This window comes from Ruegeria sp. AJ12, assembly GCF_056536245.1.
Genome location: NZ_JBQFJJ010000001.1, coordinates 1,622,647 through 1,648,419, shown reverse-complemented (window position 1 = coordinate 1,648,419; position 25,773 = coordinate 1,622,647). Strand labels below are relative to the sequence as shown.

The 25,773-nt window shown below is 58.6% G+C and carries 27 protein-coding genes; 13 read left to right on the top strand and 14 right to left on the bottom strand.

Annotated elements, in window-relative coordinates; translation table 11 throughout:
• Positions 1 to 131 precede the first annotated feature (131 nt).
• The 5 genes from ACR3E0_RS08350 to ACR3E0_RS08330 all read left to right on the top strand — a co-directional run bounded on the left by ACR3E0_RS08350 (position 132) and on the right by ACR3E0_RS08330 (position 4,631).
• On the top strand, positions 132 to 470 hold the full coding sequence (locus ACR3E0_RS08350; protein ID WP_480477994.1) for a P-II family nitrogen regulator: 339 nt from the start codon (positions 132 to 134) through the stop codon (positions 468 to 470).
• A gap of 33 nt (positions 471 to 503) precedes the next feature.
• Entirely contained in the window at positions 504 to 1,910 is a 1,407-nt protein-coding gene (gene glnA, locus ACR3E0_RS08345; RefSeq protein WP_480477992.1) for a type I glutamate--ammonia ligase, read from the top strand.
• Between the two features lie 100 nt (positions 1,911 to 2,010).
• On the top strand, positions 2,011 to 2,655 hold the full coding sequence (locus ACR3E0_RS08340) for an MSMEG_1061 family FMN-dependent PPOX-type flavoprotein (RefSeq protein WP_480477990.1): 645 nt from the start codon (positions 2,011 to 2,013) through the stop codon (positions 2,653 to 2,655).
• A gap of 67 nt (positions 2,656 to 2,722) precedes the next feature.
• Positions 2,723 to 3,517: a lytic murein transglycosylase gene (locus ACR3E0_RS08335; protein ID WP_480477988.1), complete on the top strand. Its 795-nt coding sequence runs from the start codon at positions 2,723 to 2,725 to the stop codon at positions 3,515 to 3,517.
• Between the two features lie 199 nt (positions 3,518 to 3,716).
• Positions 3,717 to 4,631 carry a hypothetical protein gene (locus ACR3E0_RS08330; RefSeq protein WP_480477986.1) on the top strand — a complete coding sequence of 305 codons (915 nt, stop codon included), beginning with the start codon at positions 3,717 to 3,719 and terminating at the stop codon, positions 4,629 to 4,631.
• Between the two features lie 36 nt (positions 4,632 to 4,667).
• Here the strand turns inward: ACR3E0_RS08330 and ACR3E0_RS08325 are convergent, their stop codons facing one another.
• Positions 4,668 to 5,411: a heme-dependent oxidative N-demethylase family protein gene (locus ACR3E0_RS08325; protein WP_480477984.1), complete on the bottom strand. Its 744-nt coding sequence runs from the start codon at positions 5,409 to 5,411 to the stop codon at positions 4,668 to 4,670.
• 123 nt (positions 5,412 to 5,534) lie between these two features.
• Between ACR3E0_RS08325 and dddP the strand changes: the two genes are divergently transcribed.
• Complete coding sequence (gene dddP / locus ACR3E0_RS08320; protein ID WP_480477982.1) at positions 5,535 to 6,878, top strand: dimethylsulfonioproprionate lyase DddP; 1,344 nt, start codon at positions 5,535 to 5,537, stop codon at positions 6,876 to 6,878.
• Between the two features lie 476 nt (positions 6,879 to 7,354).
• A complete protein-coding gene (locus ACR3E0_RS08315; protein WP_480477980.1) occupies positions 7,355 to 8,575 on the top strand; it encodes a bifunctional alpha/beta hydrolase/OsmC family protein in 1,221 nt (406 codons plus the stop codon).
• Between the two features lie 181 nt (positions 8,576 to 8,756).
• Here ACR3E0_RS08315 and ACR3E0_RS08310 read toward each other — a convergent pair whose 3' ends face one another.
• The 3 genes from ACR3E0_RS08310 to ACR3E0_RS08300 form a co-directional block, all read right to left on the bottom strand.
• A complete protein-coding gene (locus ACR3E0_RS08310) occupies positions 8,757 to 9,344 on the bottom strand; it encodes a biotin transporter BioY (protein WP_480477978.1) in 588 nt (195 codons plus the stop codon).
• 77 nt (positions 9,345 to 9,421) lie between these two features.
• Positions 9,422 to 9,844, bottom strand: a complete 423-nt coding sequence (locus tag ACR3E0_RS08305) for a DUF6314 family protein (RefSeq protein WP_480477976.1) — start codon at positions 9,842 to 9,844, stop codon at positions 9,422 to 9,424.
• Positions 9,841 to 10,173 carry a hypothetical protein gene (locus tag ACR3E0_RS08300; protein WP_480477975.1) on the bottom strand — a complete coding sequence of 111 codons (333 nt, stop codon included), beginning with the start codon at positions 10,171 to 10,173 and terminating at the stop codon, positions 9,841 to 9,843. Before ACR3E0_RS08300 ends, ACR3E0_RS08305 begins: the two co-directional genes overlap by 4 nt.
• 89 nt (positions 10,174 to 10,262) lie before the next feature.
• On the opposite strand from ACR3E0_RS08300, the gene purB reads away from it, so the two are divergent.
• From purB to ACR3E0_RS08280, 4 genes are all read left to right on the top strand, one after another.
• Entirely contained in the window at positions 10,263 to 11,567 is a 1,305-nt protein-coding gene (purB, locus tag ACR3E0_RS08295; protein ID WP_480477973.1) for an adenylosuccinate lyase, read from the top strand.
• Positions 11,568 to 11,938: 371 nt separating this feature from the next.
• Positions 11,939 to 12,481: a tetratricopeptide repeat protein gene (locus ACR3E0_RS08290; protein ID WP_480477971.1), complete on the top strand. Its 543-nt coding sequence runs from the start codon at positions 11,939 to 11,941 to the stop codon at positions 12,479 to 12,481.
• A 67-nt stretch (positions 12,482 to 12,548) separates the two neighbouring features.
• Complete coding sequence (locus ACR3E0_RS08285) at positions 12,549 to 13,649, top strand: flagellar motor switch protein FliG (RefSeq protein WP_480477969.1); 1,101 nt, start codon at positions 12,549 to 12,551, stop codon at positions 13,647 to 13,649.
• A 139-nt stretch (positions 13,650 to 13,788) separates the two neighbouring features.
• Complete coding sequence (locus tag ACR3E0_RS08280; protein WP_480477967.1) at positions 13,789 to 14,712, top strand: lysophospholipid acyltransferase family protein; 924 nt, start codon at positions 13,789 to 13,791, stop codon at positions 14,710 to 14,712.
• On the opposite strand, the gene ACR3E0_RS08275 is transcribed toward ACR3E0_RS08280, so the two are convergent.
• Positions 14,713 to 15,414, bottom strand: a complete 702-nt coding sequence (locus ACR3E0_RS08275) for a DUF1223 domain-containing protein (protein WP_480477965.1) — start codon at positions 15,412 to 15,414, stop codon at positions 14,713 to 14,715.
• Positions 15,415 to 15,640: 226 nt separating this feature from the next.
• Here ACR3E0_RS08275 and acnA point away from each other — a divergent pair, with 226 nt between their 5' ends.
• Both acnA and ACR3E0_RS08265 read left to right on the top strand, forming a co-directional pair.
• Complete coding sequence (acnA, locus tag ACR3E0_RS08270; protein WP_480477963.1) at positions 15,641 to 18,331, top strand: aconitate hydratase AcnA; 2,691 nt, start codon at positions 15,641 to 15,643, stop codon at positions 18,329 to 18,331.
• Positions 18,332 to 18,448: 117 nt separating this feature from the next.
• On the top strand, positions 18,449 to 19,150 hold the full coding sequence (locus tag ACR3E0_RS08265; protein ID WP_480477961.1) for an SDR family NAD(P)-dependent oxidoreductase: 702 nt from the start codon (positions 18,449 to 18,451) through the stop codon (positions 19,148 to 19,150).
• A 7-nt stretch (positions 19,151 to 19,157) separates the two neighbouring features.
• On the opposite strand, the gene ACR3E0_RS08260 is transcribed toward ACR3E0_RS08265, so the two are convergent.
• From ACR3E0_RS08260 to secD, 9 genes are all read right to left on the bottom strand, one after another.
• Entirely contained in the window at positions 19,158 to 19,700 is a 543-nt protein-coding gene (locus ACR3E0_RS08260; RefSeq protein WP_480477959.1) for a DsbE family thiol:disulfide interchange protein, read from the bottom strand.
• The gene (gene ccmD / locus ACR3E0_RS08255; RefSeq protein WP_480477957.1) at positions 19,693 to 19,851 is read right to left on the bottom strand and encodes a heme exporter protein CcmD; all 159 of its coding nucleotides are present in this window, start codon (positions 19,849 to 19,851) and stop codon (positions 19,693 to 19,695) included. The genes ACR3E0_RS08260 and ccmD overlap by 8 nt, the downstream gene beginning before the upstream one ends.
• Complete coding sequence (locus ACR3E0_RS08250; protein WP_480477955.1) at positions 19,848 to 20,621, bottom strand: heme ABC transporter permease; 774 nt, start codon at positions 20,619 to 20,621, stop codon at positions 19,848 to 19,850. The genes ccmD and ACR3E0_RS08250 overlap by 4 nt, the downstream gene beginning before the upstream one ends.
• A 61-nt stretch (positions 20,622 to 20,682) precedes the next feature.
• Positions 20,683 to 21,339, bottom strand: a complete 657-nt coding sequence (gene ccmB, locus ACR3E0_RS08245) for a heme exporter protein CcmB (protein ID WP_480477953.1) — start codon at positions 21,337 to 21,339, stop codon at positions 20,683 to 20,685.
• Positions 21,336 to 21,950 carry a heme ABC exporter ATP-binding protein CcmA gene (ccmA, locus tag ACR3E0_RS08240; protein WP_480477951.1) on the bottom strand — a complete coding sequence of 205 codons (615 nt, stop codon included), beginning with the start codon at positions 21,948 to 21,950 and terminating at the stop codon, positions 21,336 to 21,338. The genes ccmB and ccmA overlap by 4 nt, the downstream gene beginning before the upstream one ends.
• A gap of 67 nt (positions 21,951 to 22,017) precedes the next feature.
• Positions 22,018 to 22,371 (bottom strand): Mth938-like domain-containing protein, encoded by a 354-nt coding sequence (locus tag ACR3E0_RS08235; RefSeq protein ID WP_480477949.1) that lies wholly within the window; start codon positions 22,369 to 22,371, stop codon positions 22,018 to 22,020.
• A gap of 9 nt (positions 22,372 to 22,380) precedes the next feature.
• Positions 22,381 to 23,127, bottom strand: coding sequence for a TSUP family transporter (locus tag ACR3E0_RS08230; RefSeq protein WP_480477947.1), 747 nt, complete (start codon positions 23,125 to 23,127; stop codon positions 22,381 to 22,383).
• Positions 23,120 to 24,088, bottom strand: a complete 969-nt coding sequence (secF, locus tag ACR3E0_RS08225; RefSeq protein ID WP_480477945.1) for a protein translocase subunit SecF — start codon at positions 24,086 to 24,088, stop codon at positions 23,120 to 23,122. Before secF ends, ACR3E0_RS08230 begins: the two co-directional genes overlap by 8 nt.
• A gap of 1 nt (position 24,089) precedes the next feature.
• A complete protein-coding gene (gene secD / locus ACR3E0_RS08220) occupies positions 24,090 to 25,751 on the bottom strand; it encodes a protein translocase subunit SecD (protein WP_480477943.1) in 1,662 nt (553 codons plus the stop codon).
• Positions 25,752 to 25,773: the final 22 nt, after the last annotated feature.

Below are 25,773 nucleotides of genomic sequence, written 5' to 3'. Positions count from 1 at the left end.
TGCAAACTGTCCAAAATTTCATCCGCCGCCTGAAATCACAGCATCGACAGTCTGCCAAATCCGCAATCGCGTTGCTGCCCGATCTTAGACGTGATCACTGCCATTCTGACAACCATGCGAGGTGAGCCAGGATGAAAAAGATCGAAGCGATCATCAAGCCGTTCAAACTGGACGAAGTGAAAGAGGCATTGCAGGACGTAGGCGTCCAGGGCCTTAGCGTGATCGAGGTTAAGGGCTTCGGTCGCCAGAAGGGCCATACCGAACTGTATCGCGGCGCGGAATATGTGGTCGACTTCCTGCCCAAGGTGAAGGTCGAGGTGGTGATGGACGACGATCAGGTGGATGCCGCCATTGACGCCATCGTCTCCGCCGCAAAAACAGACAAAATCGGCGACGGCAAGATCTTTGTCTCACCCGTGGAACAAGCCATCCGCATCCGTACCGGCGAAACCGGCTCGGACGCGCTGTAACAGATCAATCTTCAAATCAGGGGAATAGAGAGTATGAGCAAGGACGCAGTTCTTCAGCTGATCCGTGACGAGGATGCCGAATATGTTGATATCCGGTTCACCGATCCGCGCGGCAAACTTCAGCACGTGACCATCATGTCCGATCAGGTCGACGAAGACTTTCTGGAGGAAGGCTTCATGTTTGACGGCTCGTCCATCGCGGGCTGGAAGTCGATCGAGGCATCGGACATGAAGCTGATGCCCGATACCGAAAGCGCCTATGTCGATCCGTTCTACGCGGAGAAAACGATCTGCCTGCACTGCTCGGTTGTTGAGCCAGACACCGGCGAGGCTTATGAGCGCGACCCGCGCGGCACCGCTGAAAAGGCCGAAGCCTACCTGAAATCATCGGGCATTGGTGACGCAGCCTATTTCGGGCCCGAGGCAGAGTTCTTCCTGTTTGATGATGTTCGTTTCTCGAACAGTATCAACAAGGTATCGTACGAGGTTGATGCAACGGACGCGTCCTGGAACACCGACACCGAATACGAGATGGGCAACATGGGCCATCGTCCGGGTGTCAAGGGTGGCTACTTCCCGGTGAACCCGGTTGACGAGAGCCAGGACCTGCGGTCGGAAATGCTGTCGACCATGAAGCGTTTGGGCATGAAGGTCGACAAGCACCACCACGAGGTTGCGTCCTGTCAGCACGAGTTGGGCCTGATCTTTGACAGCCTGACCAAGCAGGCTGATGAGCTGCAAAAATACAAGTACGTGATCCACAACGTTGCGCACGCCTACGGCAAATCAGCCACCTTCATGCCGAAGCCGATTGCCGGCGACAACGGTACCGGCATGCATGTGAACATGTCGATCTGGAAAGACGGCAAGCCGCTGTTCGCTGGCGACAAATATGCGGACCTGTCGGACGAGGCGTTGTGGTTTATCGGCGGTGTTCTGAAACACGCCAAGACCCTGAACGCCTTCACCAACCCGGCGACCAACAGCTACAAGCGTCTGATCCCGGGCTTTGAGGCCCCCGTTCTGCGTGCCTACTCGGCCCGCAACCGCTCGGGCTGTGTCCGTATTCCGTGGACCGAAAGCCCGAAAGCCAAGCGCGTCGAGGCCCGCTTCCCCGATCCTGCGGCAAACCCCTACCTGGCGTTTGCAGCCCTTCTGATGGCCGGTCTGGACGGTATCAAGAACAAGATCGATCCGGGCGAAGCCATGGACAAGAACCTGTACGACCTTCCCGCTGAGGAACTGGCCGACATCCCAACCGTCTGCGGCTCGCTGCGCGAAGCGCTGGAAGCTCTGGCATCCGATCACGACTTCCTGCTGCAGGGCGACGTGTTCACCAAAGATCAGATCGACGGCTATATCGCGTTGAAGATGGAAGAGGTCGAAACCTACGAGCACACCCCGCACCCGGTTGAATACGGCATGTATTACAGCTGCTGATTGGCTGCAGGGCACAGATTACAAGGGCGTCCATTTGGGCGCCCTTGTTTCGTTTGACGTCCTCTTACAGACTACAGGCACCTTTGTCTGGATAGTTCATATGCCAACCGATACCGCCTTTTCGCAGTTTTCAAACCTCATCACATCATCAGAGGAACTGGAACGCATCACGGGTGCACCATTGCCTCAGATAATCGCCAAGGAGTTGACCGCACTTGATCAGATGTGTCGCGATTTCGTCGACGCGTCTCCGTTCTGCCTGATCGCCTCGGCCAACCCTTCCGGCCACCTGGATATCTCACCGCGCGGGGACCCGGCGGGCTTTGTCGAAATCCTCTCAGATACCCTGATTGCCATTCCTGACCGACCAGGGAACAAACGGGTGGATACGTTTCACAACGTTTTGCAGGACCCCCGTGTCAGCGTGATCTTCTTTGTTCCCGGCAAAATGGAGACTTTGCGGCTACGGGGACGCGCCAAGATATGTGCCGATCCGGAATTGCTGAAAAAGATGACCATAAACGACCGGCAGCCGAAACTGGCGCTGTTGATCAATGTCGAGACCGTCTTTGCGCACTGCCCCAAATGCATCATCCGGTCCCACCTGTGGCAGGCGGATGAATGGCCAGACTCGTCGAACCTTCCCAACATGAACGCAATGATGGTGAAACACGCCAAGATCAATAAAACACCGGATGAATGGTTTGAAAGCCTGAAAGGCACCGGGGAACTGGATCTGTATTGAACCCTTTGCAGGACCTGAAACTCAGCCTAACCTTCAATCCAATTTCTCTGGTAAACGGATTTCATTAATGCTTCGCATTTTCAGAATAGTTGCCCTGGCGCTGAGCGTACCATCCGTCAGTCTGGCGGCGCAGTGTGGCAACACAAGCGCAGGCTTTGAGGCCTGGAAGGCGGATTTTGCCAAACAGGCACGCAAGGCCGGGGTCAAGAAAAAAGGGCTGCAGGCGCTGGCGCAAACCCAATACGCCACGCGTACAATTGCTGCGGACCGAAACCAGAAGAGTTTCAAATACTCGCTGGACAAGTTCATGCAGGTACGCGGCGCTGACGCCATCGTGGCACAGGGACGCAAACGCAAAGCGGCCAACCCGCAATACTATGCTGCGTTTGAACGCCAATACGGTGTGCCGGCAGGCGTCCTGATCGCCATTCACGGTATGGAAACCGGGTTCGGGAACTTCATGGGCGACAGTCAAGTTGTTTCCGCAATCACAACGCTGGCTTACGATTGTCGCCGATCCGAGTTCTTCATTCCGCATGCCATCGGAGCCCTGAAACTGGTCGATCAGGGCAGCATCACCATGGCAACAAAGGGGGCAAAACATGGCGAGCTGGGCCACACGCAGTTCCTGCCCGGCAACGCTCTGACTTACGGAGTCGATGCGACCGGTGACCGTCAGGTGGATTTTTACAACATGACGGACGCGCTGGCTTCGACCGCCAATTTTCTGCGCAAGAAAGGGTGGAAGCCCGGCCGTGGCTATCAACCCGGGCAACCGAACTTCGCGGTTCTTCAGCAATGGAACGCCGCTTCGGTTTACCAGCAATCCATCGCCATAATAGCGGCCCGAATCGACGGCTAGCCGCGCCACACCTGCACCATTCCCGCAGCCCATTTTGGCCACAATATCGCCACAGTGGTTAACCAGAACCCCTAGTTTCTTGGTTTCCAAAGCGTAATCAATCTTGGGAAATTTTGATTTTTTTGCATTTTCGTCAAATTCTCCCCCAGATCGATCGCTAGGATGATCGCTTAGACGACATGCGACAGAGGTAAGCGCAGTGACTCCGACGCACAGCTATCACGGCGGCCTGCAATTCGACGGCGACACCGACGGTGCTCTTGAGCGCTTTGGAAAGATCGTGGCAACAACGCTGGAGGATTATGGGCATCTGGTGGAACGCAAAGCGCTGCTGAGCGCGACTGAAGCCAGCATTGTCTCCAGCCAGTATCTGGTCCATCTGACCTTGGACACCGAAGCCGCACAGGCCGAGGACCGGTACGAGCGCATGGATCGCGCCGCAGGTCTGAAAACAATTGTCAGACCCATTGTCACCCGCCCCCGAAACCGCCTGATCATCTCGGTCTCGCCGGTATCCAACCTGATGGATGACAGCGAGGTCTCGGAATTGATGCTTGTGGTGATCCTGTACCGCATGGTCGACATCTGTTCGACCCGACGTGTTGAGTGGCTGTCTCCAAATACTGTTCTGACCATCGAACAGTTCATGAGCGCGTTTGACACGCTGGCCCCCCGGCGGCAGCGCGACAGGAAACAGATCTTTCAGGCCGTGTCAGGGCCATTCGCGGGACTGAATATTCCGAACCCGTCCGACCCAGAAGTTCAAGATACCGACGCACAGGAAAAACCAGGCCGGCCAATCCAGCTGTCGGATGAGCAATTGCTCAGCATCGCCTTCAGAACCGAGGATGGCGATTCCGATCGGTCTGAGTCCGGCACCACGGAACAAGACGAAGACGAACGCCCAAGCGACGTATTGCGACTGAGCAGTTGGTGCATGACAGGTGTTATCGCCAGTGTGTCAACGCCAATTGCCCTGTCGATGGCCGCGGTCAACCTGATCCGGGGCGAGGATTTCCGACTGAATACCCAGGTTCTGGTGTTCACGATTGCCATCGTAGCTTTGAACACCAGCAATGCATTTGCAGGCGTCGCCGACGTGCTTGGAATGTAACCAGATTACCGAAGACCCTCCTAGGAAGCCCCGCCGTCAGGTGGGGTTTTCCATTTCTGGCAACCGGTCCACGGCCAGAACATAGGTATGGATCGAGAAGACAACAGCCCGCGTTTCCGGAAGGCGCAGCAGCGTCTGACGCTCGCTGCGCAGGAACCGCGCGTTTCCACGGTCACGAATCTTGCGCGGCTCACTGACACTGCGCGGCTGGAACAGCTCGGCGTCTTCATACCATAAGGCGTTGAACCGCCAGAGCGGACGATCCGGGCGAATACCATCAAACAGACGCTGCACCCGCTGCGCGATATTTGTGTCGTAGCTCTCGACAGGGACATGAATATCAACAAGGGGGCGCATGAACTTCTCCCGTAGGCGCCAACTGGCAGGAAAACACAGAACTGCGCCCGTCAAGACATGCTGATCGCCCTGTTTCTGCAGAATGCAGAAATCCTCTTGCACCAGGCGGCCCAGAGTGTCCAAGGGGTTTTCTCTGTCAAGCGCGACCGACACACCGTCGGGTCGGGTCGCGCTATCCCTTGCATCCGGATAGGCTTGCGCCAGAACCAGGTTCAGCAGTTCCTGAGCTGCTGGCTGGGCCTCCGGATTCAGCGCCAAAACATCCCTGCGACGTTCAGCCAACAGGGCTTCACGCCGCTGCATCTGTTCTGCAAACGCCTCATCCTGATGAAGCCACGAGTCCATGCAGGCGGGTTGAATTCCCGGCAACGGGCGCGGCTGGAAGGGATCGTATGGGGTGGAGTTTTGCAGGATTATCGTCATGGGTCCGACCTACCATCCTCATGCGCGGTTGTCGGTCAAAAAGCGACAAACGGGTCGTCGCAAACAACCGAGACGATTTTCCAACGACTCTTCAGGCTTATGAGGCAAGCAGGGAGGCAAGCCGTGAACCACCACTACCGGGACACCCGCAAGATCGATCCGACCCGTGGGGCAACGCTTGGCGACGGCACACCCAACGACAACGACCGCATCGAAATTGGGCCCACGCAGTTGGCCTTTGCGGAATGGGCGGCGGCGGGCCTGGTGTTACCCGACCTCGAAGCGTTGCGGGAATACCGCTGGACGCGCCTGACACAAGCTGTTGTCGACCGTGGCTATGGCGGCCTGTTGATGTTCGACCCGCTCAACATCCGCTATGCCACCGACAGCACCAACATGCAGCTTTGGAACACGCATAACCCGTTTCGGGCCGTACTGTTGTGCGCCGACGGCTATATGGTGATCTGGGACTACAAGAACTCGCCCTTTCTATCCAAGTTCAACCCGCTGGTGCGCGAACAGCGCTCCGGGGCCGATCTGTTTTACTTTGACCGGGGGGACAGGGTGGATGTGGCCGCCGATGTCCTGTCGAACGAAATACGCGTTCTGATTGAGGAGCATGGCGGTGGCAACAAACGGCTGGCTGTCGACAAGATCATGCTGCATGGGCTGCGGGCGCTTGAGGCGCAGGGGTTCGAAGTCATGGAAGGGGAAGAAGTCACCGAAAAGACCCGAGCCGTGAAAGGGCCGGACGAAATTCTGGCGATGCGCTGCGCCAACCACGCCTGCGAGACTGCCGTGGCCGAAATGGAGAAATTCGCGCGCGCCAATGTGGGGGACGGAAAGACGTCCGAAGACGACATCTGGGCAGTTTTGCACGCCGAGAACATCCGCAGGGGCGGCGAATGGATCGAGACGCGGCTGCTGTCGTCGGGCCAACGCACCAACCCATGGTTTCAGGAATGCGGTCCGCGGATCACGCAACAGAATGAGATCATCGCCTTCGACACCGACCTGATCGGATCATACGGCATTTGCATCGACATCTCGCGCACCTGGTGGATCGGAGATCAAAAGCCCCGCCCTGACATGATCTACGCGATGCAACACGCGCATGAGCATATCATGACAAATATGGAGATGCTGAAACCCGGGGTGATGATCCCGGAGCTGACCGCCAACGCCCACAAGCTGGACGACAAGTTTCAGGCTCAAAAATACGGTTGTCTGATGCATGGCGTGGGCCTGTGCGACGAATGGCCTTTGGTCGCCTACCCTGACCAGGCCGTTGCAGGCGCTTACGACTACCCGCTGGAGCCCGGAATGGTTTTGTGCGTCGAGGCCGCAGTGGGTGAGGTCGGCGGCGATTTCTCGATCAAGCTGGAAGATCAGGTCCTGATCACCGAGAACGGGTACGAAAACCTGAGCACGTACCCGTTCGATGCAAAATTGATGGGCTATGAGTGAGGTTGTAACCTCACTCGGGCCATGTCGAACGTTGCCATGCCAGTCTTCGATTTCCGGACTGGATTGAACCTGCGGCATTGCATTGGGTTCCGGCCAGACCTGCCCAAGGGCAAAGCCAACCGCTCCGGTCAAAACTATCGCGAATAAAGTGCCCAATCGTAGCTCTGGGACACGGGTGTCTGAAGTTGCATGTGCCATGTCAGCCTCCTGCCAGAATTGCGTGTATCGGCAAGATGGGTGCGGCGCTTAAATTTTGAAAACGAATGTTTGTTGGTAGTATCATCACTTTTCATGATGATTATTCCAACACCTGACCGCGAACCCAACTGATCACCGTCCATATCGGGACTGGTCACGATGAAGCGATTGAGTGCCGGGGTTCTCACCTTCGCGTGACGCAAGTGACACATGGGTTGTGACCCCGAGGGGATGCACACAGTATTGGGGGCGTTCCCCCAGCAACCCAAGGAGCCGACATGCCCACGGAACGCATCACTTTCGCCGGACATGACGGCAGTCAACTGGCCGCACGGCTGGACTTGCCCGATGGGCCAGTTCTGGCGACAGCCCTTTTTGCCCATTGCTTTACCTGTTCCAAGGACATCCCCGCTGCACGCCGCATTTCGGCACGTTTAGCGGCCATGGGCATCGCCGTCCTGCGGTTCGATTTCACCGGGCTGGGCCACTCTGGCGGTGAGTTTGCCAACACCACCTTCACATCGAATGTCGAGGACCTGATCTCCGCCGCACAATATCTCGCGGCCCGGAACATGGCCCCTGCCCTGTTGATCGGCCATTCCCTTGGGGGCGCGGCAGTCTTGCGCGCACGCGCAGGTATTCCATCGGTCAAAGCGGTCGTGACTTTGGGCGCACCGGCGGACCCGAGCCATGTCGCACACCATTTCGAAGACGCCCTGCCCCAGATTCAACGGGATGGCAGCGCCGATGTCACCTTGGGTGGGCGCCCGTTCCGCATCGGCAAAGCCTTCGTAGATGACATTTCCGAGGCTGCACTGGCCCCCGCCATCGCCGATCTCAAGGCGGCGCTGCTGATCCTGCATGCGCCACTGGACGAAACGGTCAGTATCGACAATGCCAGCACGATCTTTCTGGCGGCGAAACATCCCAAAAGCTTTGTGACGCTGGACAATGCCGACCACCTGATCACGCGTGCAGCCGACGCTGACTACGCCGCAGACGTCATTTCCGCCTGGGTGTCGCGCTATGTGGACCTGTGTCCCCCCGCCCCGCCCCCCGGTGCGCCTGAGGGGGTCGTGCGCGTGACCGAAACGGATCCCGGTGGCTTTGCCCAGGAGATCCAGTCCGGCCCGCGACATCACGCGGTGGCCGACGAGCCCGCGTCATACGGCGGGACCGATCGAGGCATGTCACCTTATGGCTTTGTGTCCGCCGGGTTGGGTGCATGTACGTCGATGACAATTCGCATGTATGCGCGTCGCAAGAACTGGCCGCTGACCGGGGTCAGCGTCGATATCTGCCACGACAAGGTGCATGCACAGGATGCGGGATTGGCGAATGAAGGCAAAGTCGATCAGTTTCGACGCAAGATCCGGCTGGATGGCCCACTGGATCAGGAGCAGCGCGCGCGTCTGCTGGAGATAGCGGACAAATGCCCGGTGCACAGAACACTGGAAGGGTCGGCGCATATCACGACCGAGTTGCTTCCCGCCTCATAAGAAATCCCGCCTGCGGCCGAACCGGATCACCGGCACCGCGGCGCCTGCCGGTGTTTGGGTGGCCGGACCTCATGCGGGCAATGGCGCGCAGGCGGTATTGCATCGCGTTTCGCTGATACGAAAAAACCCGCGCCGGACCCTATCCAGCGCGGGTTTCGTCCTTGTGCACGACGGCACAAATTCAGGTGCGGGCGCCACCCAGCAGCTTCCAAAGCGAAGGGATAAGCAGAGCAGCCAGTCCCAGCTTGATCGCATCACCCAGCAGGAACGGTGTCAGACCCCACTCGAGAATCGGCTGATCCCAGCCGTAGAGTTGGCCCAGCCACAGAAGGCCGGGCACGTAGATCACGACATTGGCCAGCACCAACGCCAGCGCCATCTTCCCGACCGAACGGTCCCAGCCGCGCGCAGCCAGTGCGCCCAACATAACAGTCGCCAGCAGGTAGCCGACGAGGTAGCCACCAGTACCGCCCATCATATAGGTCAGGCCAAACTTCTCAGCTGACGACCCCGCAAAAACGTCGAAGCCCAACGCGCCGATCAGCAGGTATCCCATCATGGTGATCAGGCCCAGGCGCGCACCATAGGCGGTGCCAATGGTCAGAACGGCAAAGGTGCCCATCGTCATGGGAACCGGCCACATCGGCACTTTGATCTTGGCGGCAACGGCCAGCGCCACAATGCCGAGCGCGACCAGCATTACCTGTTTGACACGCAGCGCCGTTCCCTCGCGCGGACCGATTGCATCGGCCAGAACATTCGCATTCATTTTTCGTTTCTCCACGTTCGGACTTGTTTGCAGTCGCAGCATTGCCCGTTCCAAAGCGGTGCTGCAAGATGATTACGCTATCGTAACCGATATTCGGTGTCCATTTGATAGGATTTTCTGGGGCCCACGACGGTCCACCGCACTGACCAGACCGGCCAGTGCGAAAAATCATAGACCGCATCGTAGCTGTCAGGCGGGCAATCATGGTGATCCGAAGGCTGCGCCGGCCCAAGCTTCAGCGTGTGAAAGAACCTACCGTCATCAAAGTGCACAGCAATTCCCTTCGCGCTTTCGCGCCACAGGTACCTGCGCGTTCCCTTGATGCCCTTTTGACCCGGCAGATGCAGAGTGACAGTTTCGTCATATACCAGACCGTCGTCTGCAGGAACCAGACAGGCCACGCCATCCGCACGCACAACCTGCCCCGCCTTGGCGTCCTGTATGACGCGCTGCAAGTACCACTTTCCCTCAAAATCTGAAATGGATTGCGGCCCGCTCATTCGGCGTAGGTTCCGTCCGTGATGTCGCGTCCCGCTCCGATAAAGCGGATCGTGTCGCCTTTTTGCTGAACCTCGTAACAGGTCCAAAGGTCCGATGGTGGCCACAACGAGCAGTACCGGTCCCCCCGCGCCGCCCAACGCCCCGAACTGGGACGCGCCGAAAAGTACTGCGTCAGCATATTGTCATCGAAGGTCTGCCAGACGCCCTCTCCGTAATCGAGCTTCTTTCCGGTCAAAGCCTCAAGAATCTCGTCTCCCGTTAAGGGGAGGAACTCATCTGCGGTCAGAATACCCGGCCAGATCGCCAAAATCAGGGCAAACCGTCTCATTCCTGCACTCGCGCCTTGTTCCTTTGCCCACACGGGTTTAAACCCCGCGCCATCACCTAAGGCCAAATCACAAAAAGGTGCCGCTGCCAATGATTCCACGCTACTCCCGCCCCGACATGGTTGCCATCTGGTCGCCGGAAACAAAGTTCCGCATCTGGTACGAGATCGAGGCCCATGCCTGCGACGCCATGGCGGATCTGGGCGTGATCCCGCGTGAGAATGCCGAGGCTGTATGGAAAGCCAAGGATGTCGAATTCGACGTGGCCCGCATCGACGAGATCGAAGCCGTCACCAAGCATGATGTCATCGCCTTTCTGACCCACCTCGCGGAGCATGTCGGCAGCGACGAGGCGCGTTTCGTTCATCAGGGTATGACCAGTTCGGACGTTCTGGATACCTGCTTCAACGTGCAACTGACCCGTGCCGCCGACATCCTGATCGACGACCTGCATGGGCTGCTGGCCGCACTCAAGCGCCGCGCCTATGAGCACAAGGAAACCATCCGCATTGGCCGCAGCCACGGTATTCATGCCGAACCCACCACAATGGGTCTGACCTTTGCCCGGTTTTACGCCGAGATGGACCGCAACCTCTCTCGCATGCGCGACGCGCGGGCCGAGATTGCCACCGGCGCGATCTCAGGTGCGGTTGGCACATTTGCCAATATCGATCCGCAGGTCGAAGAACATGTCTGTGACAAGATGGGGCTGGTGCCCGAGCCGATCAGCACGCAGGTCATTCCGCGTGATCGTCATGCCGCATTCTTTGCCACCCTGGGTGTCATCGCCAGCAGCATCGAAAACATCGCCATCGAGATCCGTCATATGCAGCGGACCGAGGTACTGGAGGCCGAAGAGTTCTTTTCCAAGGGCCAAAAGGGCTCATCGGCGATGCCGCATAAACGCAACCCGGTGCTGACCGAAAACCTGACAGGTCTGGCCCGTCTGGTCCGCATGGCGGTCGTTCCGGCAATGGAGAACGTTGCCCTTTGGCACGAACGCGACATCAGCCACAGCTCGGTCGAGCGCAACATCGGACCCGACGCCACTGTCACGTTGGACTTTGCCTTGTCCCGTCTGACCAGCGTGATCGACAAGCTGGTGGTCTATCCAGACAACATGCTGGCCAATATGAACAAATTCCGCGGTCTTGTCATGAGCCAGCGGGTCCTGCTGGCGCTGACGCAAGCGGGCGTCAGCCGTGAAGATGCGTATCGTCTGGTGCAGCGCAACGCGATGAAGGTTTGGGAAGAAGGCAAGGACTTCAAAAACGAGTTGCTGGGCGACGCGGATGTCACGGCGGCGTTGAGCCCGGACGAGATCGAAGAGAAGTTCGATCTCGGCTATCACACCAAACATGTCGATACGATCTTTGCGCGCGTTTTCGGTGACTAACGTGGGGCTAGAAAGTCTCATTCAAGGCCCGGCCTACCGTCCGGGCTCTGTTCTTTTGCCAGATCGACTGAAATAGGGTACGCTTGCGGTGCATTTTCCTCAGGGGAGCACCACCATGATCCGTACCGTTCTATGCTCACTCGCCCTTGTTTGCGCCGCCTCGGCAAGCCTTGCCTGCAGCGCGCATCAGCAGCAGACACAGTCCTGTGCCCCCGGCACATTCTGGGACACTGACTCGCAAAGCTGCATGAAAATCGTCAACAGCTGACGATTTTCTGTCCTACTTGTGAATAAAAGCGACGGATCGGGTGTTCGGTTCTTTGTAGATCACACTATGATTTTCAAAGCAGCCCCGAGAACGGAGTAGGAAAATGCGCCTCGTCTTAGCTTCTGCAATTGCGTTTCAAGCCTTTGCCTTTGCACCTATTGTCCACGCCGCTGGTGGTGGTGACAGCAGCCCGCCAAAACCCACCAATACAACCAAGAAATGCCTGTTCGGTCGCGTCTATGACGAAGCGGCGGGTCGGTGCGTCAAACCAAATAAGACCAATTTCAGCGAGGACCAACTGTATGACGCTGTGCGCGAATTGGCCTATGACGGCCAGTATGAGAATGCCCAGGGTATCCTGCGCATCATGGACCAGAATGATGACCGTGTGCTGACCTATTGGGGCTTCACCTATCGCAAGATGGGTGAACTGGAACTGGCAAATGCCTTCTACGAGAACGCCATCACCGCCAACCCGAACAACATTCTTGCCCGCAGTTACATGGGGCAAGGGTTTGTTTCCGAAGGCAAAACCGATCTGGCGATTACACAGTGGCGCGAGATCAAGGCGCGTGGTGGTGAAGGAACCTGGGCCGAAGCATCGCTGCGCGAGGCTATCCAGACAGGTTTGACCTACAGCTACTGAATTTCAGCCTTTCTTTACCCGACTCTCCCTATTCTGTCTGCGGACCCGAGTTTGACACCGCAGGCAGATGCAGGACAACAAAGCATTGATGAAAATGGCACCGGGGGCAACCACCCCCGCCGCCGACACGCAAGACGGCACGCCACGTGTTGTGCCGCGACGGCTCAACAACAGGGAAAAGGCTGCGGTCGTTGTGCGCCTGCTTTTGAGTCAGGGCGCCGACATACCTTTGGAAGAGCTTCCGGACGGCCTGCAGGAAAAGCTGACGCATCAACTGGGCCAGATGGGCCTTGTAGATCGCGTGACGCTGGACGCGGTTGCGCAGGAGTTCGGCGACGCGCTGGACAGTATCGGTCTGTCCTTTCCACACGGCCTTGCCGGCGCTCTGGATGCCGTCAATGGCAAGATCGCGCCAGCGACAGCAGCCCGGCTGCGCAAAGTGGCAGGCGTTCGTCAGATTGGTGACCCCTGGCAGCGATTGCGCGAGGTCCCAACCGAGGAGCTCGCTGCAATGGCGCAGGCCGAGAGCACCGAGGTCGCAGCCGTCATGCTATCCAAGTTGGACACCGCCAAAGCCGCGCAGTTATTGGGCCACCTGCCCGGACCCATCGCCCGAAGGATTACCTATGCCGTGTCCAAAACCGCCAATGTCACGCCCGAGGCGGTCGAGCGGATCGGATGGTCGCTGGCGGCGCAGCTGGACCAGCGCCCGGCCCATGCATTTTCCGATGGCCCGGGCGCACGTGTCGGTGCAATTCTCAACCAATCTGCGGCAGCCACGCGCGACGGCTTGCTGACGGCGCTGGATGAAGAAGATGCAGACTTTGCCAACACCGTGCGCCAGTCGATTTTCACCTTCTCCCATATCTCTGCCCGTATCACCGCCCGCGACGTGCCCGCGATCCTGCGCGGCATTGATCAGCCGGTCCTGGTCACGGCCCTGGCTGGCGCCGCAGCGGACGACGACAAGGCCTCGGTCGAGTTTCTGCTGTCCAACATATCCACCCGCATGGCGGACAACCTGCGTGAGGAAATGAGCGAACGCGGTCGGGTCAAACGTGCTGAAGCAGAAGACGCGATGAGCCAGATCGTGGGTGCCATCCGAACCTTGATCGACGAAGGGGCCATTGCCCTGATCGAAACAGAGGAGGATGAAGACGGGGATTGATCTTTGGAGTTGCGGAGTTTTGCCCCGTTCGGGATTGCTGTTGGTGCGTCCGAACGCCCGAGTGGCTGGGTGCTTGAGATTGCAGGTCCTGAACTGTATGTCTGGTCCTGAAATTCGCAACGCGCGGTGAGATACCTCCATGCCCGTCGAAAAGTCAGAGCTCAGCCGGTTTCAGCTGGGAAAGTACTATGTCGCCAGTTTGTTCCTGAAGGGGATCATCGGCGCAATGCGGTTGCTGCCGTATGAGCGCCGAATTGCTACCATGGGCGCCATTGTGCGGGGCCTCTCGCCCTTTGTCGGCTTTCGAAAACGGGTGCGGCGCAACCTGATGCTCACCTGTCCGGACCTGTCGGAAGCCGAGATCAAACGCATCTGCCGCGCCGTACCTGACAACGCCGGGCGGGCGATCATGGAGCATTTCTCGCCCGAGGGGTTCACGGAACGCCAAAGCCACGCCAAAGTGTCCGGCCCGGGCATTGCCGCCTTTGAAACCGCACTTGCCGAGGGGCGGCCCGTGATGATGATCACCGCGCATTTCGGTCACTATCTGGCGGCGCGGATTGCGCTGCAGGCCCGCAGCGGCCAGCCAATCGGCTGCCTGTATCGCCGCATGGCCAATCCGTACTTCAACGATGCCTATGTGGACGCCTTCTACAAAACCGGCGCGCCGATGTTCGAACAGGGCCGCCGCGGCATGGTCGAAATGGTCCGCGCATTGAAGAAGGGCGGAATCATCGCAATTGTCTCGGACCTGCATGCTCATGGCGGCGAAGAATTGATGTTCTTTGGAAAACCTGCCGTCACCTCGGTGCTGAACGCGGAACTGGCCATCAAGTACAATGCCGTTCTGATCCCCTGTTATGCTGTGCGTCAACCCAATGGAATCGATTTCGAAATCGTCCTCCATGACCCTGTGCCGCATACTGACCCCAAGACCATGACCCAGTTCACCAACGACGATCTGGAACGGATGGTGCGTCAGAACATGGGTCAATGGTTCTGGATCCACCGCCGCTGGAAGGCCTGGAACGGTCTCGGTGTTCAGCCCGAAGATATGCCCTGATCACTTGACGTGCGTGGCCGCAACAATAGGCCCGTGGTCGACCTGTTGAACAAGGACAACCGCCGGGTAATCGGACGCCAACATCGCCGAAAACTGTTGCGGGGCGCTCCCGTCCCATTGCCCGGCGAGATGCCAGGATTCAACCACATTGGCATAGTCCAACTCGTGCCCCGCCAACTCCCCTCGGCGGATGGAGGCATGGCGCATAGGCGCGTATTGAACAATCCGAACGTCATAGGTCAGCCCGTCGGGCAACTCGATCGGTGTCACGTTCACGGTCAAGTCGTTTCCCGACCGCTCCGCAGAAACCGACGCCTCTGGCGCCGCCTTAAGATGGGCATCGATCAGACGATCCAACTCGCCGGGCTGAGCACCGACAATGTCCTGCTGACCATTTACGACCATCTGCGGTGTATAGATCATGGATCGCCCGCCCTGCCGTGCGTAAGCCCTCTGTCGCAAAGTGTGACCCGGGTCGGCATACTCATCTTTCCAGCCAATGTAGTCCCAGTAATCCACGTGTAACGCCAGGCCGATCACATCGTCCCGCTTTGCCAGGTCATGCATGATCCTGTCGGCTGGCGGGCAGGATGAGCACCCTTGCGATGTAAACAGCTCGACCACAACGGGGTCACTTTCGGCCGCGGCGGACAGTGCAAAAACGATTGAGGCGAAAGCGGTCGCGGCGGCGGTTCTCAACATGTTAAGTCTCGGCTTGGTTGGCTGACCACAAGGCTTAAACCCTTTGCCGCTCAACCACCAATCAAGGTTTCTTGAGACCGAATTGGCGCTTTTTCGCAAAAATGTGTGCAATGGTATACAAAAATTGCCGCACCCGGCCTGTTGGACCTTGAACCGGCGCCCTTGGTGATGCAGATACCCCTCAGCGAATCCCATATTCCACGTCATTTGAGAGGGAGGCCATACGATGCCCATCAAAGTCGGACAGGATACCGCCAAGACACGCCGCAGCCTGAGCGTGAACGGCAAGTCCATTTCCTATTACTCGATCCCCGCCGCACAAGAAGCCGGTCTGGGTGATTTTTCGAAACTCCCCGCCGCATTGAAAGTGGTGCTGGAAAACATGTTGCGGTTCGAGGATGACGGGTTTTCCGTCTCGGTCGACGACATCAGGGCCTTCGGCGAATGGGGCGCAAATGGCGGCAAAAACCCGCGCGAGATCGCCTATCGCCCGGCCCGCGTGCTGATGCAGGATTTCACCGGTGTTCCGGCCGTTGTTGACCTGGCGGCCATGCGTGACGGGATCAAGGGATTGGGCGGCGATGCACAGAAGATCAACCCGTTGAACCCGGTTGATCTGGTCATCGATCACTCGGTCATGATTGACGAGTTCGGCAATCCCCGTGCGTTCCAGATGAACGTGGATCGCGAATACGAACGGAACATGGAGCGCTACCAATTCCTGAAATGGGGTCAGAACGCGTTCAACAACTTCCGCGTTGTGCCCCCCGGCACTGGTATCTGCCATCAGGTGAACCTGGAATATCTGGCGCAAACCGTCTGGACCGATACCGATCAAAACGGCGAAGACGTCGCCTATCCCGACACATTGGTCGGCACCGACAGCCACACCACCATGGTCAACGGCATGGCCGTACTGGGTTGGGGCGTCGGCGGGATCGAGGCCGAGGCCGCGATGCTGGGTCAGCCGATCTCGATGCTGATCCCCGAGGTTGTGGGTTTTGAGCTGACCGGCGCCATGGTCGAAGGCACCACCGGCACCGACCTCGTTTTGAAGGTCGTCGAGATGCTGCGCGCAAAAGGCGTGGTCGGAAAATTCGTTGAATTTTATGGCAAAGGTCTGGACACGCTGCCGCTCGCCGACCGCGCGACCATTGCAAACATGGCACCGGAATACGGCGCAACCTGTGGGTTCTTCCCGATCGACGGTGAAACCTTGCGCTACATGCGCAACACCGGCCGCGACGAGGACCGGATCGCTCTGGTCGAAGCCTATGCCAAGGAAAACGGATTCTGGCGCGGTGCGGATTATGCGCCGATCTATACCGACACCCTGACGCTGGATATGGGCACTATCGTCCCGGCGATCTCGGGTCCGAAACGCCCGCAGGACTATGTCGCGCTGACCGATGCCAAGGCTGCTTTCACCAAGGAAATGGCAGAGACGTTCAAGCGTCCCATGGGCAAGGAAGTTGCCGTCAAAGGCGAAGACTACACCATGGAATCGGGCAAGGTCGTGATCGCTTCGATCACCTCGTGCACCAACACTTCGAACCCCTACGTGATGATTGGCGCGGGCCTGGTGGCACGCAAGGCCGCGGCCTTGGGTCTGGATCGCAAGCCGTGGGTCAAAACCTCTCTGGCGCCGGGATCGCAGGTCGTGTCCGCTTATCTTGAGGCCGCAGGCCTGCAGGAAGATCTGGACAAGATCGGCTTTAACCTTGTCGGTTATGGCTGCACCACCTGTATCGGCAACTCGGGGCCAATTCAGGCCGAACTGTCCGACGCCATCGCCGAGGGCGATCTGGTCGCAACGTCGGTTCTGTCAGGCAACCGGAACTTTGAAGGCCGGATTTCGCCCGACGTTCGCGCGAACTATCTGGCGTCGCCGCCGCTGGTTGTTGTGTATGCACTGGCCGGAACGCTCGACATTGATCTGACTTCCGAACCCATCGGTCAGGACAAGGACGGCAACGACGTCTTTATGAAAGACATCTGGCCGACCCAGAGTGAAATTGCCGAACTGGTCGAGGCCACCGTGACCCGCGAGGCGTTTCAAACCAAGTATGCCGACGTCTTCAAGGGCGACGAGAAATGGCAGGGTGTCGAGGTTCCGCAGCAGGAAACCTATGACTGGCCACCGACCTCGACCTATATCCAGAACCCGCCCTATTTCCAGGGGATGGGGCCAGAGCCGGGAACGATCTCGAATATCGACGAGGCCAAAGTTCTGCTGATTCTGGGTGACATGATCACCACGGACCACATCTCACCCGCCGGGTCTTTCGCGACCACAACGCCCGCCGGCAAATATCTGACCGACCGCCAGGTTCAACCGCGGGAGTTCAACTCGTACGGGTCCCGCCGTGGCAACCACGAGGTCATGATGCGCGGCACCTTCGCCAACATCCGGGTCAAGAACGAGATGCTGGATGGCGTCGAAGGGGGTTACACCAAAGGCCCCGATGGTGAGCAGACCTCGGTCTATGACGCGTCGATGGCCTATCAGGAACAAGGTACGCCGTTGGTCGTGTTCGGTGGTGAGCAGTACGGTGCGGGTTCGTCACGTGACTGGGCGGCCAAGGGCACCGCGCTGCTGGGCGTCAAGGCCGTGATCGCGGAAAGCTTTGAGCGAATCCACCGCTCGAACCTGGTTGGCATGGGCGTTATCCCGTTCGAGTTCACCGGTGGTGACACCCGTAAAACTCTGGGCCTGAAAGGGGACGAAACCGTCTCGATCCACGGGCTGGATTCAGTAGAGCCGCTGCAGGAAGTGCCGTGCACCATTGTGTATGGGGATGGGACCGAAAAGACCATCACCCTGAAATGCCGGATCGATACCGCACCCGAGATCGAATACATCGAAAACGGCGGTGTCCTGCAATATGTTCTGCGGAATCTGGCCAAGGCCAGCTAACAGCGCATTGCGGATAAACAGACTGAAAGAGCGTCCCTAGCGGGGCGCTCTTTTCTTTTTGTGCAGGGTCGTGTCACGGGCGTTGCCTTCCGCTCGAATTGCCGGTTTGGTACTGGCATGGATAAAGTTGCTCTCATCACCGGCGGGGCGCGCGGCATCGGGCGCGCGATTGTCGAAGACCTGAGCCGGGATCACCGCGTCGTGTTTACCTGGCACACGACCTCTCCCGATACGAAGATCAAAAAAGACACGGTTCTGCCGGTTCAATCCGACCTGACCAGCCCTGGACAGCCAGAGGACGTAGTTGCTAAAACACTAGACCGGTTTGGTCGACTGGACATAATCGTGAACAATGCCGGCTTGGTTCGAAGCACGCCCAAGGAAACGTTCGAGGCCGGGGATCATCGCGCCATTCTGGACCTGAACCTGCTGGTTCCTGTAGCGCTTCTGTCCGCCGCGCTGCCACATCTGAAACGCGGGGCGGCTATTGTCAGTATTTCATCCATGAATGCAGAATTGCCGCCGCGGGACGCTGTCACCTACGGCGCCAGCAAAGCGGCCCTGAACCTGTGGACCCGCGGCATGGCAAAAGAACTCGGGCCAGATGGCATTCGCGTCAACGCCGTGGCGCCCGGCGCGATCAACATCCCCGAAGCGCCCCGCCCCGATGACCTGACCGCCTTGTTTGTCGAAAACACAGCGCTCGGTCGGGTCGGCCGGCCCGAGGATATCGCCAATGCCGTCAGGTTTCTGGCCTCGGACGCAGCGTCCTTCATTACCGGAGAGATTCTGGCAGTGACAGGCGGTTACAGACTGTAGAGGTCGTTCAGTCGTTTCCGGCCGCTTTTGCCAGTGCCGGTCGGATGGTGCTGTCAATCACACGCTGCGTGATCGGTCCGGCAAACCGCAGGATAACAGTGCCTTCACCGTCAATCACATAGGTTTCGGGCACGCCATACAGACCCCAATCCAGCGCCATGCGTCCCTGCTCATCCCGACCTATGGCCTCGTAGGGGTCGCCCAACTCCGTCAGGAACGCGTCGGCATTGTCCAACCTGTCCTTGTAGTTGATCCCGTAGACGGGGATGCCTTCGTCAGACAATGCTTCAAGGCTTGGATGCTCGGCCCGGCACGGGGCACACCAACTGGCCCAGTAGTTGACCAGCTTGACCTCACCGTCGCGCAGAGTCGCGTCGTCAAACAGCGTCTTGCCGGGGAATTCGGTCAACACGACCGGCGGCGCAGGTTGACCCTCGCGCGCGGATGGCAAGGCATTGGGGTCCTCTCGGAACATGCCAATCCCCGCCAGAACAGCGAAGGCCGCAAATATCAATGGCGGTGCGATCATCAGGGGTGAGATCTTAGCCATTTCGGGTCATCCTTTGTTCGACCTTTTCCATCTCGGCCCGCACTTTGCGACCGCGCATCACAGTGAGCACGATCAGAACCACCAGCAGGACAATCGACGCTGCATAAGACGATAAAACGGCATCGGCGTATTTTCCAAGATCGGGGATCATGCATTTACCCTTTCTCGCGCCAGCAAAGCCTTGATCCGCCGCGCCCTGATTTCCGTTCCGGTGCGGTATAAAACCAAGGCAATGAACAGCAATACAAAGCCGATGATGCACACCATCAAAGGGTAAAAGTAGATGTTGCTGACCTTCTCTTCGGTGTCCGTGCCGGTGACGGCCCCTGCGCGCATGACAGAGGCGCCCTGATGCAGGCCCTGATTCCAGAAATTCACTGCGTAGCGGCTGAGAAAGGCAAACACAGATCCCACCAGACACAGGACCGATGTCAGGTCCGCAGCGGTGTCCGGGTCCTCGATCGCTTCCCACAAAGCGACATAGCCGAGGTAGAACAGGAACAGGATGAGGAATGACGTCAGGCGCGGATCCCAGGCCCACCAGGTGCCCCACATCGGCTGCCCCCAGATCGCCCCGGTCGCCAGCGCGATCAGTGTCATGACGATGCCGACCGGTGCCGCAGCGCGGGCGGCCAGAGCGCTGACGTGATGACGGCGGATCAGCCAGATCAGCGACGTCGCAAGCATCATGAACCAGCAACTGATGGCCATCATCGCAGAAGGCACATGCAGGTATATGATCTTAACGGTCGAACCCTGCTTGTAATCATCCGGGGTAAAGAAGAAGCCCCAGACCAGACCGACGACGATGCAGGCAATCGATGTGATCCAGAAGAACGGCAGGACACGCTCGCTGGTCGCAAGGAACTTGCGCGGGTTGGCGTATTCCCAAAGGGCATTGGCTTTGGCTGCGATGGACATGGGGTGTATCTAGTCTAACTCAGGCCTGTTCTCAATTGACATCGGTCAAAGTTTCGGCGCCTCACCGCAGATTGATCCGCAATACCGCAGCGCTGGCAAAGGGCAGCAACGCAATGGTCGCAGCGGTGATCCCCGCCAGTAACAGCAGTGGTGTCTGGGTTTCCATCCCGGTGGCACCCCGACGGGCAACCTCGGCCCCGAAAATCAGAGTGGGCACGTAGAGCGGCAACACCAATAGAGACAACAGCAATCCTCCGCGTTTCAACCCGACGGTCAACGCTGCACCGAAGGTGCCAATGACGCTCATGGCTGGTGTGCCGATCAACAACGAAACGACCAGCCAGAAAAATCCGGGAATGGGCAAGTTCAGCAGCACGCCCAGAAACGGTGCGGCCAGAACCAGCGGCAAACCGGTGGTCAGCCAATGGGCCAGTGCCTTGATCGTGACCACGGCTTCCAGAGGCAACGGGGCGGTTGCCAGCAGATCGAGAGAGCCATCCTCCCAATCGAGCGCCAATAGGCGGTCCAGCGACAGCAAACAGGCCAGCAGCGCCCCCAGCCACAACACACCCGGTGCGATGGTCGACAGCAGCGAAGACTGCGGACCCACGGCAAACGGCACCAAGACAGTCACGATGAGGAAAAAGGCCAGGCCCAGACCAAATCCGCCCCCGGCGCGAAAGGCCAGTTTCAGGTCGCGCAGCAACAGGGCGATCACAGGAACCCTCCGTCGAAATCGTCAATCGGCTTTGGTTTGGCCTTATTGGGGCCGACGTCCAGAACTTCACCCTCCAGACCAAGATCAATGTGGGTCGCAATCAGGGCTGATCCGCCCTGCCCCAGATGCGCCCGGACGGCATCGGCGAACATCTGCACGGCATTCCGGTCGAGCGAAACGGTCGGCTCGTCCAGCATCCAGATCGGACGTCCGGTGACCAGCATCCGTGCCAGACCCAGCCGTCGTTTCTGTCCCGCCGACAAATTGCCAGCGTGACGATCCGCCAGCCCGTTCAATGCAAAGGCATCCAGGGCCGGTTGAATACTGTCTGTGCCAAAGACCGCCGACCAGAAGGTCAGGTTTTCCGCGACCGTCAGGGTCGGTTTCAACCCGTCTGAGTGGGAGGCATAGGCGATCTGATCCTCGGCCCCTTCGATACGGCCCTCTAATGGCGGCTGTAGCCCGGCCAGCGTCCGCAACAAGGTTGTCTTGCCGATCCCGTTGGGCCCCCGCAATATCAGCGCCCGACCCGGCTCCAGCGCAAAGCTCAGCCGCTCAAGCACGGGAACGCCACCCCGGGCAATAGCCAGATCGCTTATAGTCAGTGTCATGGGTTCCGCTTATCTCATTGCCGTCAGGGGCAAAAGGCCGGATTTGCCGCAGGGCACCAGGTGCGCCTCAGACCGGCAACAGGGCCAGCGCAATACGCCGACCCTCAGAAAGCAACACGTTGTAAGTGCGACATGCCGCTGGAGAGTTCATGATTTCGACCCCCATCCCGGCGTCCTCCAACACCTGACGCAGATCAGACGGGATATGAGCCAGATCTTTGCCTGTGCCGATAAACAGCACGTCCACCTGATCTTTTAGTGCGAGCAAGGGCTCAAGATCACCGTACCCGCCCCAAGAGGCCGTGCCCGCCGGGCCTGTCATCACGGCACCATCAAAGACCTGGTCGCCGATCCGGAAAAACCCTGGCCCATAGCCGTCAACCGGAACGGCGTTGTTATAGGTGATTTCGTTTAAACGCATAGGCGTCTTCTAGCCCCAAAGCGGCAGCCCGGACAAGGCTGCAAGCGCAATCACCAGATACGCAACCATGCGGTACAGACGCTCTCGTTCCGGCCGGAACAACCAGCCACCCAGCCAGTTGCCGAACAGATTGGGGATCGCCAGGATCAGACCCAGTCCGATGGCAGACAGCGTAACCCGTCCCATGCCGGTCAGATACCCGAGTATGAGAAAGTCAAAAACGAAAAGAAACAGCAGGATGGTGGCGCGGATCACCTCGACCGGCAGTGGCCGCGACATGTAAAACAGGATCACGGCAGGACCCGGTAAACCCGCAACGCCCCCCAGAAATCCGGCTGCCCCGCCAATTGCAGACACCATGGCGCGGCGCACACGGCCCTTGTACCGCAGTCCAAGGATCAACACCGCCAGCATGAAAAGGGCAATCAGACTGACCGCATAGCGGAATACCTCGGGTTCCACTTGTGTCAGCACCCATAAGCCGACCGGCAGAACCACTGCGCATCCCAATACAAGGCGCAGCAAGTCTCCCCGATCCACGGCCGTCCAGGCCCGGCGCAGATTGGGCAGCGGGCCAAAGATGTCCATGATCGTCAGACCGATCAGCGCGCCAAAGGGACCAAGATAGGGTGTTGCCAATGGCAGGAACACCAGCGCGGTCCCAAAGCCAGAAAAGCCGCGCACGATGCCACCCAAAAAGGCCGCCGACAGAATAATGGCCAGACCCAGCGGGGACTGGCCAAAGAGCTCAGGCATCTACATTGGCAAACTGGTTGCCGGCGGTGTTCGAGGGCTTGGACCAGTCGCGTTTGACACCGAGCCACAGCAGGATGGTCGAAGCCACAAAGACCGAGGAATAGGTCCCCACGATCACACCCCAGATCATCGCAAAGACAAAGCCTCGGATCACATCGCCGCCCAGCACATAGAGCGAGATCAGCGCCAGCAGCGTTGTGACAGAGGTCATCACCGTCCGGCTGAGCGTTTCGTTGATCGAGATATTCAGAACCTCCTTGAGGTCTTTCTTCTTGTATTTGCGCAGATTCTCTCGCACCCGGTCAAACACAACCACGGTGTCGTTCAGGGAATACCCCACGATCGTCAGCAGCGCCGCGATGATGGCCAGATCGAACCTGATCTGCAGTTCCGAAAAGATACCGATTGTCAGGATCACGTCATGCACCAGCGCCGCCACCGCGCCCAGCGCGAATTGCCATTCAAAGCGTAACCAGATGTAGACGAGCACCGCCCCGATGGCCAACGCCACGGCTATAACGGCGGTTAGGATCAACTCCCCTGACACTTTTGGCCCGACCGACTCGACCGATACGAACTGAATGTCCGGCACGACCAGCTTCAGCGCCTCTTCCACAGCCGTGACAGTTGCAGCGGAAACCGCCTCGGCATCAGCCTGTGCCTGAATGCGGATCATGGCCACGTTTTCATTCGGTCCAAATGTGGGATCGAAGATTTCGGTGATCGACACATCACCCAGACCAAGCGGGCCAATCGCATCCCGGTAGGCACCCACGTCGATTTCCTGGACACTTTGGGTCCGGATCGTTGTCCCGCCGCGAAAGTCGATGCCAAAGTTCAGCCCCTGGATCAAAAAGGACGTGAAGGCGATCACCATCATCAGACCGGAAATGCCCAGCCACAGCTTCCAGCGGCTGAAGAAATCGAAAGAGGTATTCTGGGGAACCAGTTTCAGTCGCATATCATACCTCGATCATTTTCGGACGACGGCGTTCGAACCACATCACGATCATCAGACGCGTCACGAAGATCGCGGTAAAGACCGAGGTCAGAATGCCCAGACCCAGCGTTATGGCAAACCCGCGGACGGGGCCGCTGCCCATGGCAAACAGAATTGTCGCCGTAATGAAGGTCGTCACGTTCGCATCCAGAATGGCCGACAATGCCTTTTCATAACCAAGTTCGATTGCACGCGCAGGACCCTTGGCGGATTTCAATTCTTCACGGATGCGCTCAAAGATCAGCACATTTGCGTCCACGGCCATACCAACCGTCAAGACGATCCCCGCGATACCCGGCAGCGTCAGCGTCGCACCGATCAACGACAGCAGGCCAAACAACAACCCGACGTTTATGATCAGCGCGATATTGGCAAAAATGCCAAACAGACCATAGCTAAGCGCCATGAAGACCAGTACCGCTCCAAAGGCCACGATTGTCGCCACCTTACCCGCGTCGATACTGTCCTGCCCCAATTCCGGACCGATGGTGCGCTCTTCGAGGAATTCCAATCCCGCAGGCAAAGCCCCGGCCCGCAGCAAAACCGCCAGATTGGTGCTTTCCTCAACGGTGAAATTCCCGGTTATGATGCCCGAACCGCCAGGGATATGGCTTTGGATCACGGGGGCCGAGATCACCTCGTCATCCAGAACGATGGCAAAAGGCGCACCAATGTTTTCCAGGGTATAGTCGCCAAATTTTCGCGCGCCGGTCGTATTGAACCGGAAACTGACTGCCGGTCGACCGTTCTGGTCAAAGGAGGGCTGCGCATCGACCAGTTCTTCGCCCGTCACAACAGGGGCAGATTCGATGGTGTAATAGACGCCGCTTTCATCAAGGGACGGCACGATTTTCTCACCGATCCCCGGAACCGCGTCCGGGTCCGTGCCGCGTCCGGCAACCGGGTTAAACGTGAGCTGCGCGGTTGTTCCTATGATTTTCTTCAGTTCACCGGCACTGCCGATCCCCGGAACCTGGATCAGGATACGGTCGGCCCCCTGACGCTGAATCGTGGGCTCGCGCGTTCCGACCTCGTCAATCCGGCGGCGCACGATTTCCAGCGACTGCCGCACCGTGCGGTCGTCTGACGCAAGGCGTTCGGCCTCGGACAACTGTACCACGATTGTGTCGCCCTCGGCACGGGCTTCGATGTCCGTCGCACCAACGCCCGTCAGGGTCTGCACCTGACGCGCCAATCCCCGCACAACTTCCAAGGCGCGCGGCATGCCCTCGGGCTGGCTGATGCGTACACGAATCTCATCCGGATCGGATTCTTGTTTTCGGATCGTGCCCACAATGGCCCGCTCATCCCGCAACGCATCGCGGATCTCTGGCCATGTGGCCTCCATCCGGGATTCGTACACGTCACCGACCTTAACCTCGGCCAGCAGATGTGCACCGCCGCGCAGATCGAGGCCAAGATTGACCAGTGACGACGGCAACCAGTTCGGCCATTGTGCAGCTTCGGTCTGCATCTCGGGGGTGTCTATACCCAATTCGATCGCAGCTTTGGCGTCATTCGATTGTTCGACGCGCGTGTAAAACGCATTCGGCAGAGCCATCAGCAGGCCGGTCACACAGACCAGCCAGATCAGAACCCGCTTCCAGGTATCAATTTGCAGCATTACCCTGCCTTTTCAAGGGATT

What these genes read in the sequence shown, in the direction of transcription:
- ACR3E0_RS08290 (WP_480477971.1), top strand. Translation starts at nt 11,939, where the DNA reads ATGCGCCTCGTCTTAGCTTCTGCAATTGCGTTTCAAGCCTTTGCCTTT.
- ACR3E0_RS08235 (WP_480477949.1), bottom strand. Translation starts at nt 22,371, where the DNA reads ATGCGTTTAAACGAAATCACCTATAACAACGCCGTTCCGGTTGACGGC.
- purB (WP_480477973.1), top strand. Translation starts at nt 10,263, where the DNA reads ATGATTCCACGCTACTCCCGCCCCGACATGGTTGCCATCTGGTCGCCG.
- ACR3E0_RS08230 (WP_480477947.1), bottom strand. Translation starts at nt 23,127, where the DNA reads ATGCCTGAGCTCTTTGGCCAGTCCCCGCTGGGTCTGGCCATTATTCTG.
- ACR3E0_RS08325 (WP_480477984.1), bottom strand. Translation starts at nt 5,411, where the DNA reads ATGACGATAATCCTGCAAAACTCCACCCCATACGATCCCTTCCAGCCG.
- glnA (WP_480477992.1), top strand. Translation starts at nt 504, where the DNA reads ATGAGCAAGGACGCAGTTCTTCAGCTGATCCGTGACGAGGATGCCGAA.
- ACR3E0_RS08265 (WP_480477961.1), top strand. Translation starts at nt 18,449, where the DNA reads ATGGATAAAGTTGCTCTCATCACCGGCGGGGCGCGCGGCATCGGGCGC.
- ACR3E0_RS08305 (WP_480477976.1), bottom strand. Translation starts at nt 9,844, where the DNA reads ATGAGCGGGCCGCAATCCATTTCAGATTTTGAGGGAAAGTGGTACTTG.
- ACR3E0_RS08260 (WP_480477959.1), bottom strand. Translation starts at nt 19,700, where the DNA reads ATGGCTAAGATCTCACCCCTGATGATCGCACCGCCATTGATATTTGCG.
- ACR3E0_RS08350 (WP_480477994.1), top strand. Translation starts at nt 132, where the DNA reads ATGAAAAAGATCGAAGCGATCATCAAGCCGTTCAAACTGGACGAAGTG.
- ccmD (WP_480477957.1), bottom strand. Translation starts at nt 19,851, where the DNA reads ATGATCCCCGATCTTGGAAAATACGCCGATGCCGTTTTATCGTCTTAT.
- acnA (WP_480477963.1), top strand. Translation starts at nt 15,641, where the DNA reads ATGCCCATCAAAGTCGGACAGGATACCGCCAAGACACGCCGCAGCCTG.
- ccmA (WP_480477951.1), bottom strand. Translation starts at nt 21,950, where the DNA reads ATGACACTGACTATAAGCGATCTGGCTATTGCCCGGGGTGGCGTTCCC.
- ACR3E0_RS08280 (WP_480477967.1), top strand. Translation starts at nt 13,789, where the DNA reads ATGCCCGTCGAAAAGTCAGAGCTCAGCCGGTTTCAGCTGGGAAAGTAC.
- secD (WP_480477943.1), bottom strand. Translation starts at nt 25,751, where the DNA reads ATGCTGCAAATTGATACCTGGAAGCGGGTTCTGATCTGGCTGGTCTGT.
- ACR3E0_RS08315 (WP_480477980.1), top strand. Translation starts at nt 7,355, where the DNA reads ATGCCCACGGAACGCATCACTTTCGCCGGACATGACGGCAGTCAACTG.
- ACR3E0_RS08335 (WP_480477988.1), top strand. Translation starts at nt 2,723, where the DNA reads ATGCTTCGCATTTTCAGAATAGTTGCCCTGGCGCTGAGCGTACCATCC.
- secF (WP_480477945.1), bottom strand. Translation starts at nt 24,088, where the DNA reads ATGCGACTGAAACTGGTTCCCCAGAATACCTCTTTCGATTTCTTCAGC.
- ACR3E0_RS08285 (WP_480477969.1), top strand. Translation starts at nt 12,549, where the DNA reads ATGCAGGACAACAAAGCATTGATGAAAATGGCACCGGGGGCAACCACC.
- ACR3E0_RS08300 (WP_480477975.1), bottom strand. Translation starts at nt 10,173, where the DNA reads ATGAGACGGTTTGCCCTGATTTTGGCGATCTGGCCGGGTATTCTGACC.
- ACR3E0_RS08340 (WP_480477990.1), top strand. Translation starts at nt 2,011, where the DNA reads ATGCCAACCGATACCGCCTTTTCGCAGTTTTCAAACCTCATCACATCA.
- ACR3E0_RS08310 (WP_480477978.1), bottom strand. Translation starts at nt 9,344, where the DNA reads ATGAATGCGAATGTTCTGGCCGATGCAATCGGTCCGCGCGAGGGAACG.
- ACR3E0_RS08275 (WP_480477965.1), bottom strand. Translation starts at nt 15,414, where the DNA reads ATGTTGAGAACCGCCGCCGCGACCGCTTTCGCCTCAATCGTTTTTGCA.
- ACR3E0_RS08250 (WP_480477955.1), bottom strand. Translation starts at nt 20,621, where the DNA reads ATGTCCATCGCAGCCAAAGCCAATGCCCTTTGGGAATACGCCAACCCG.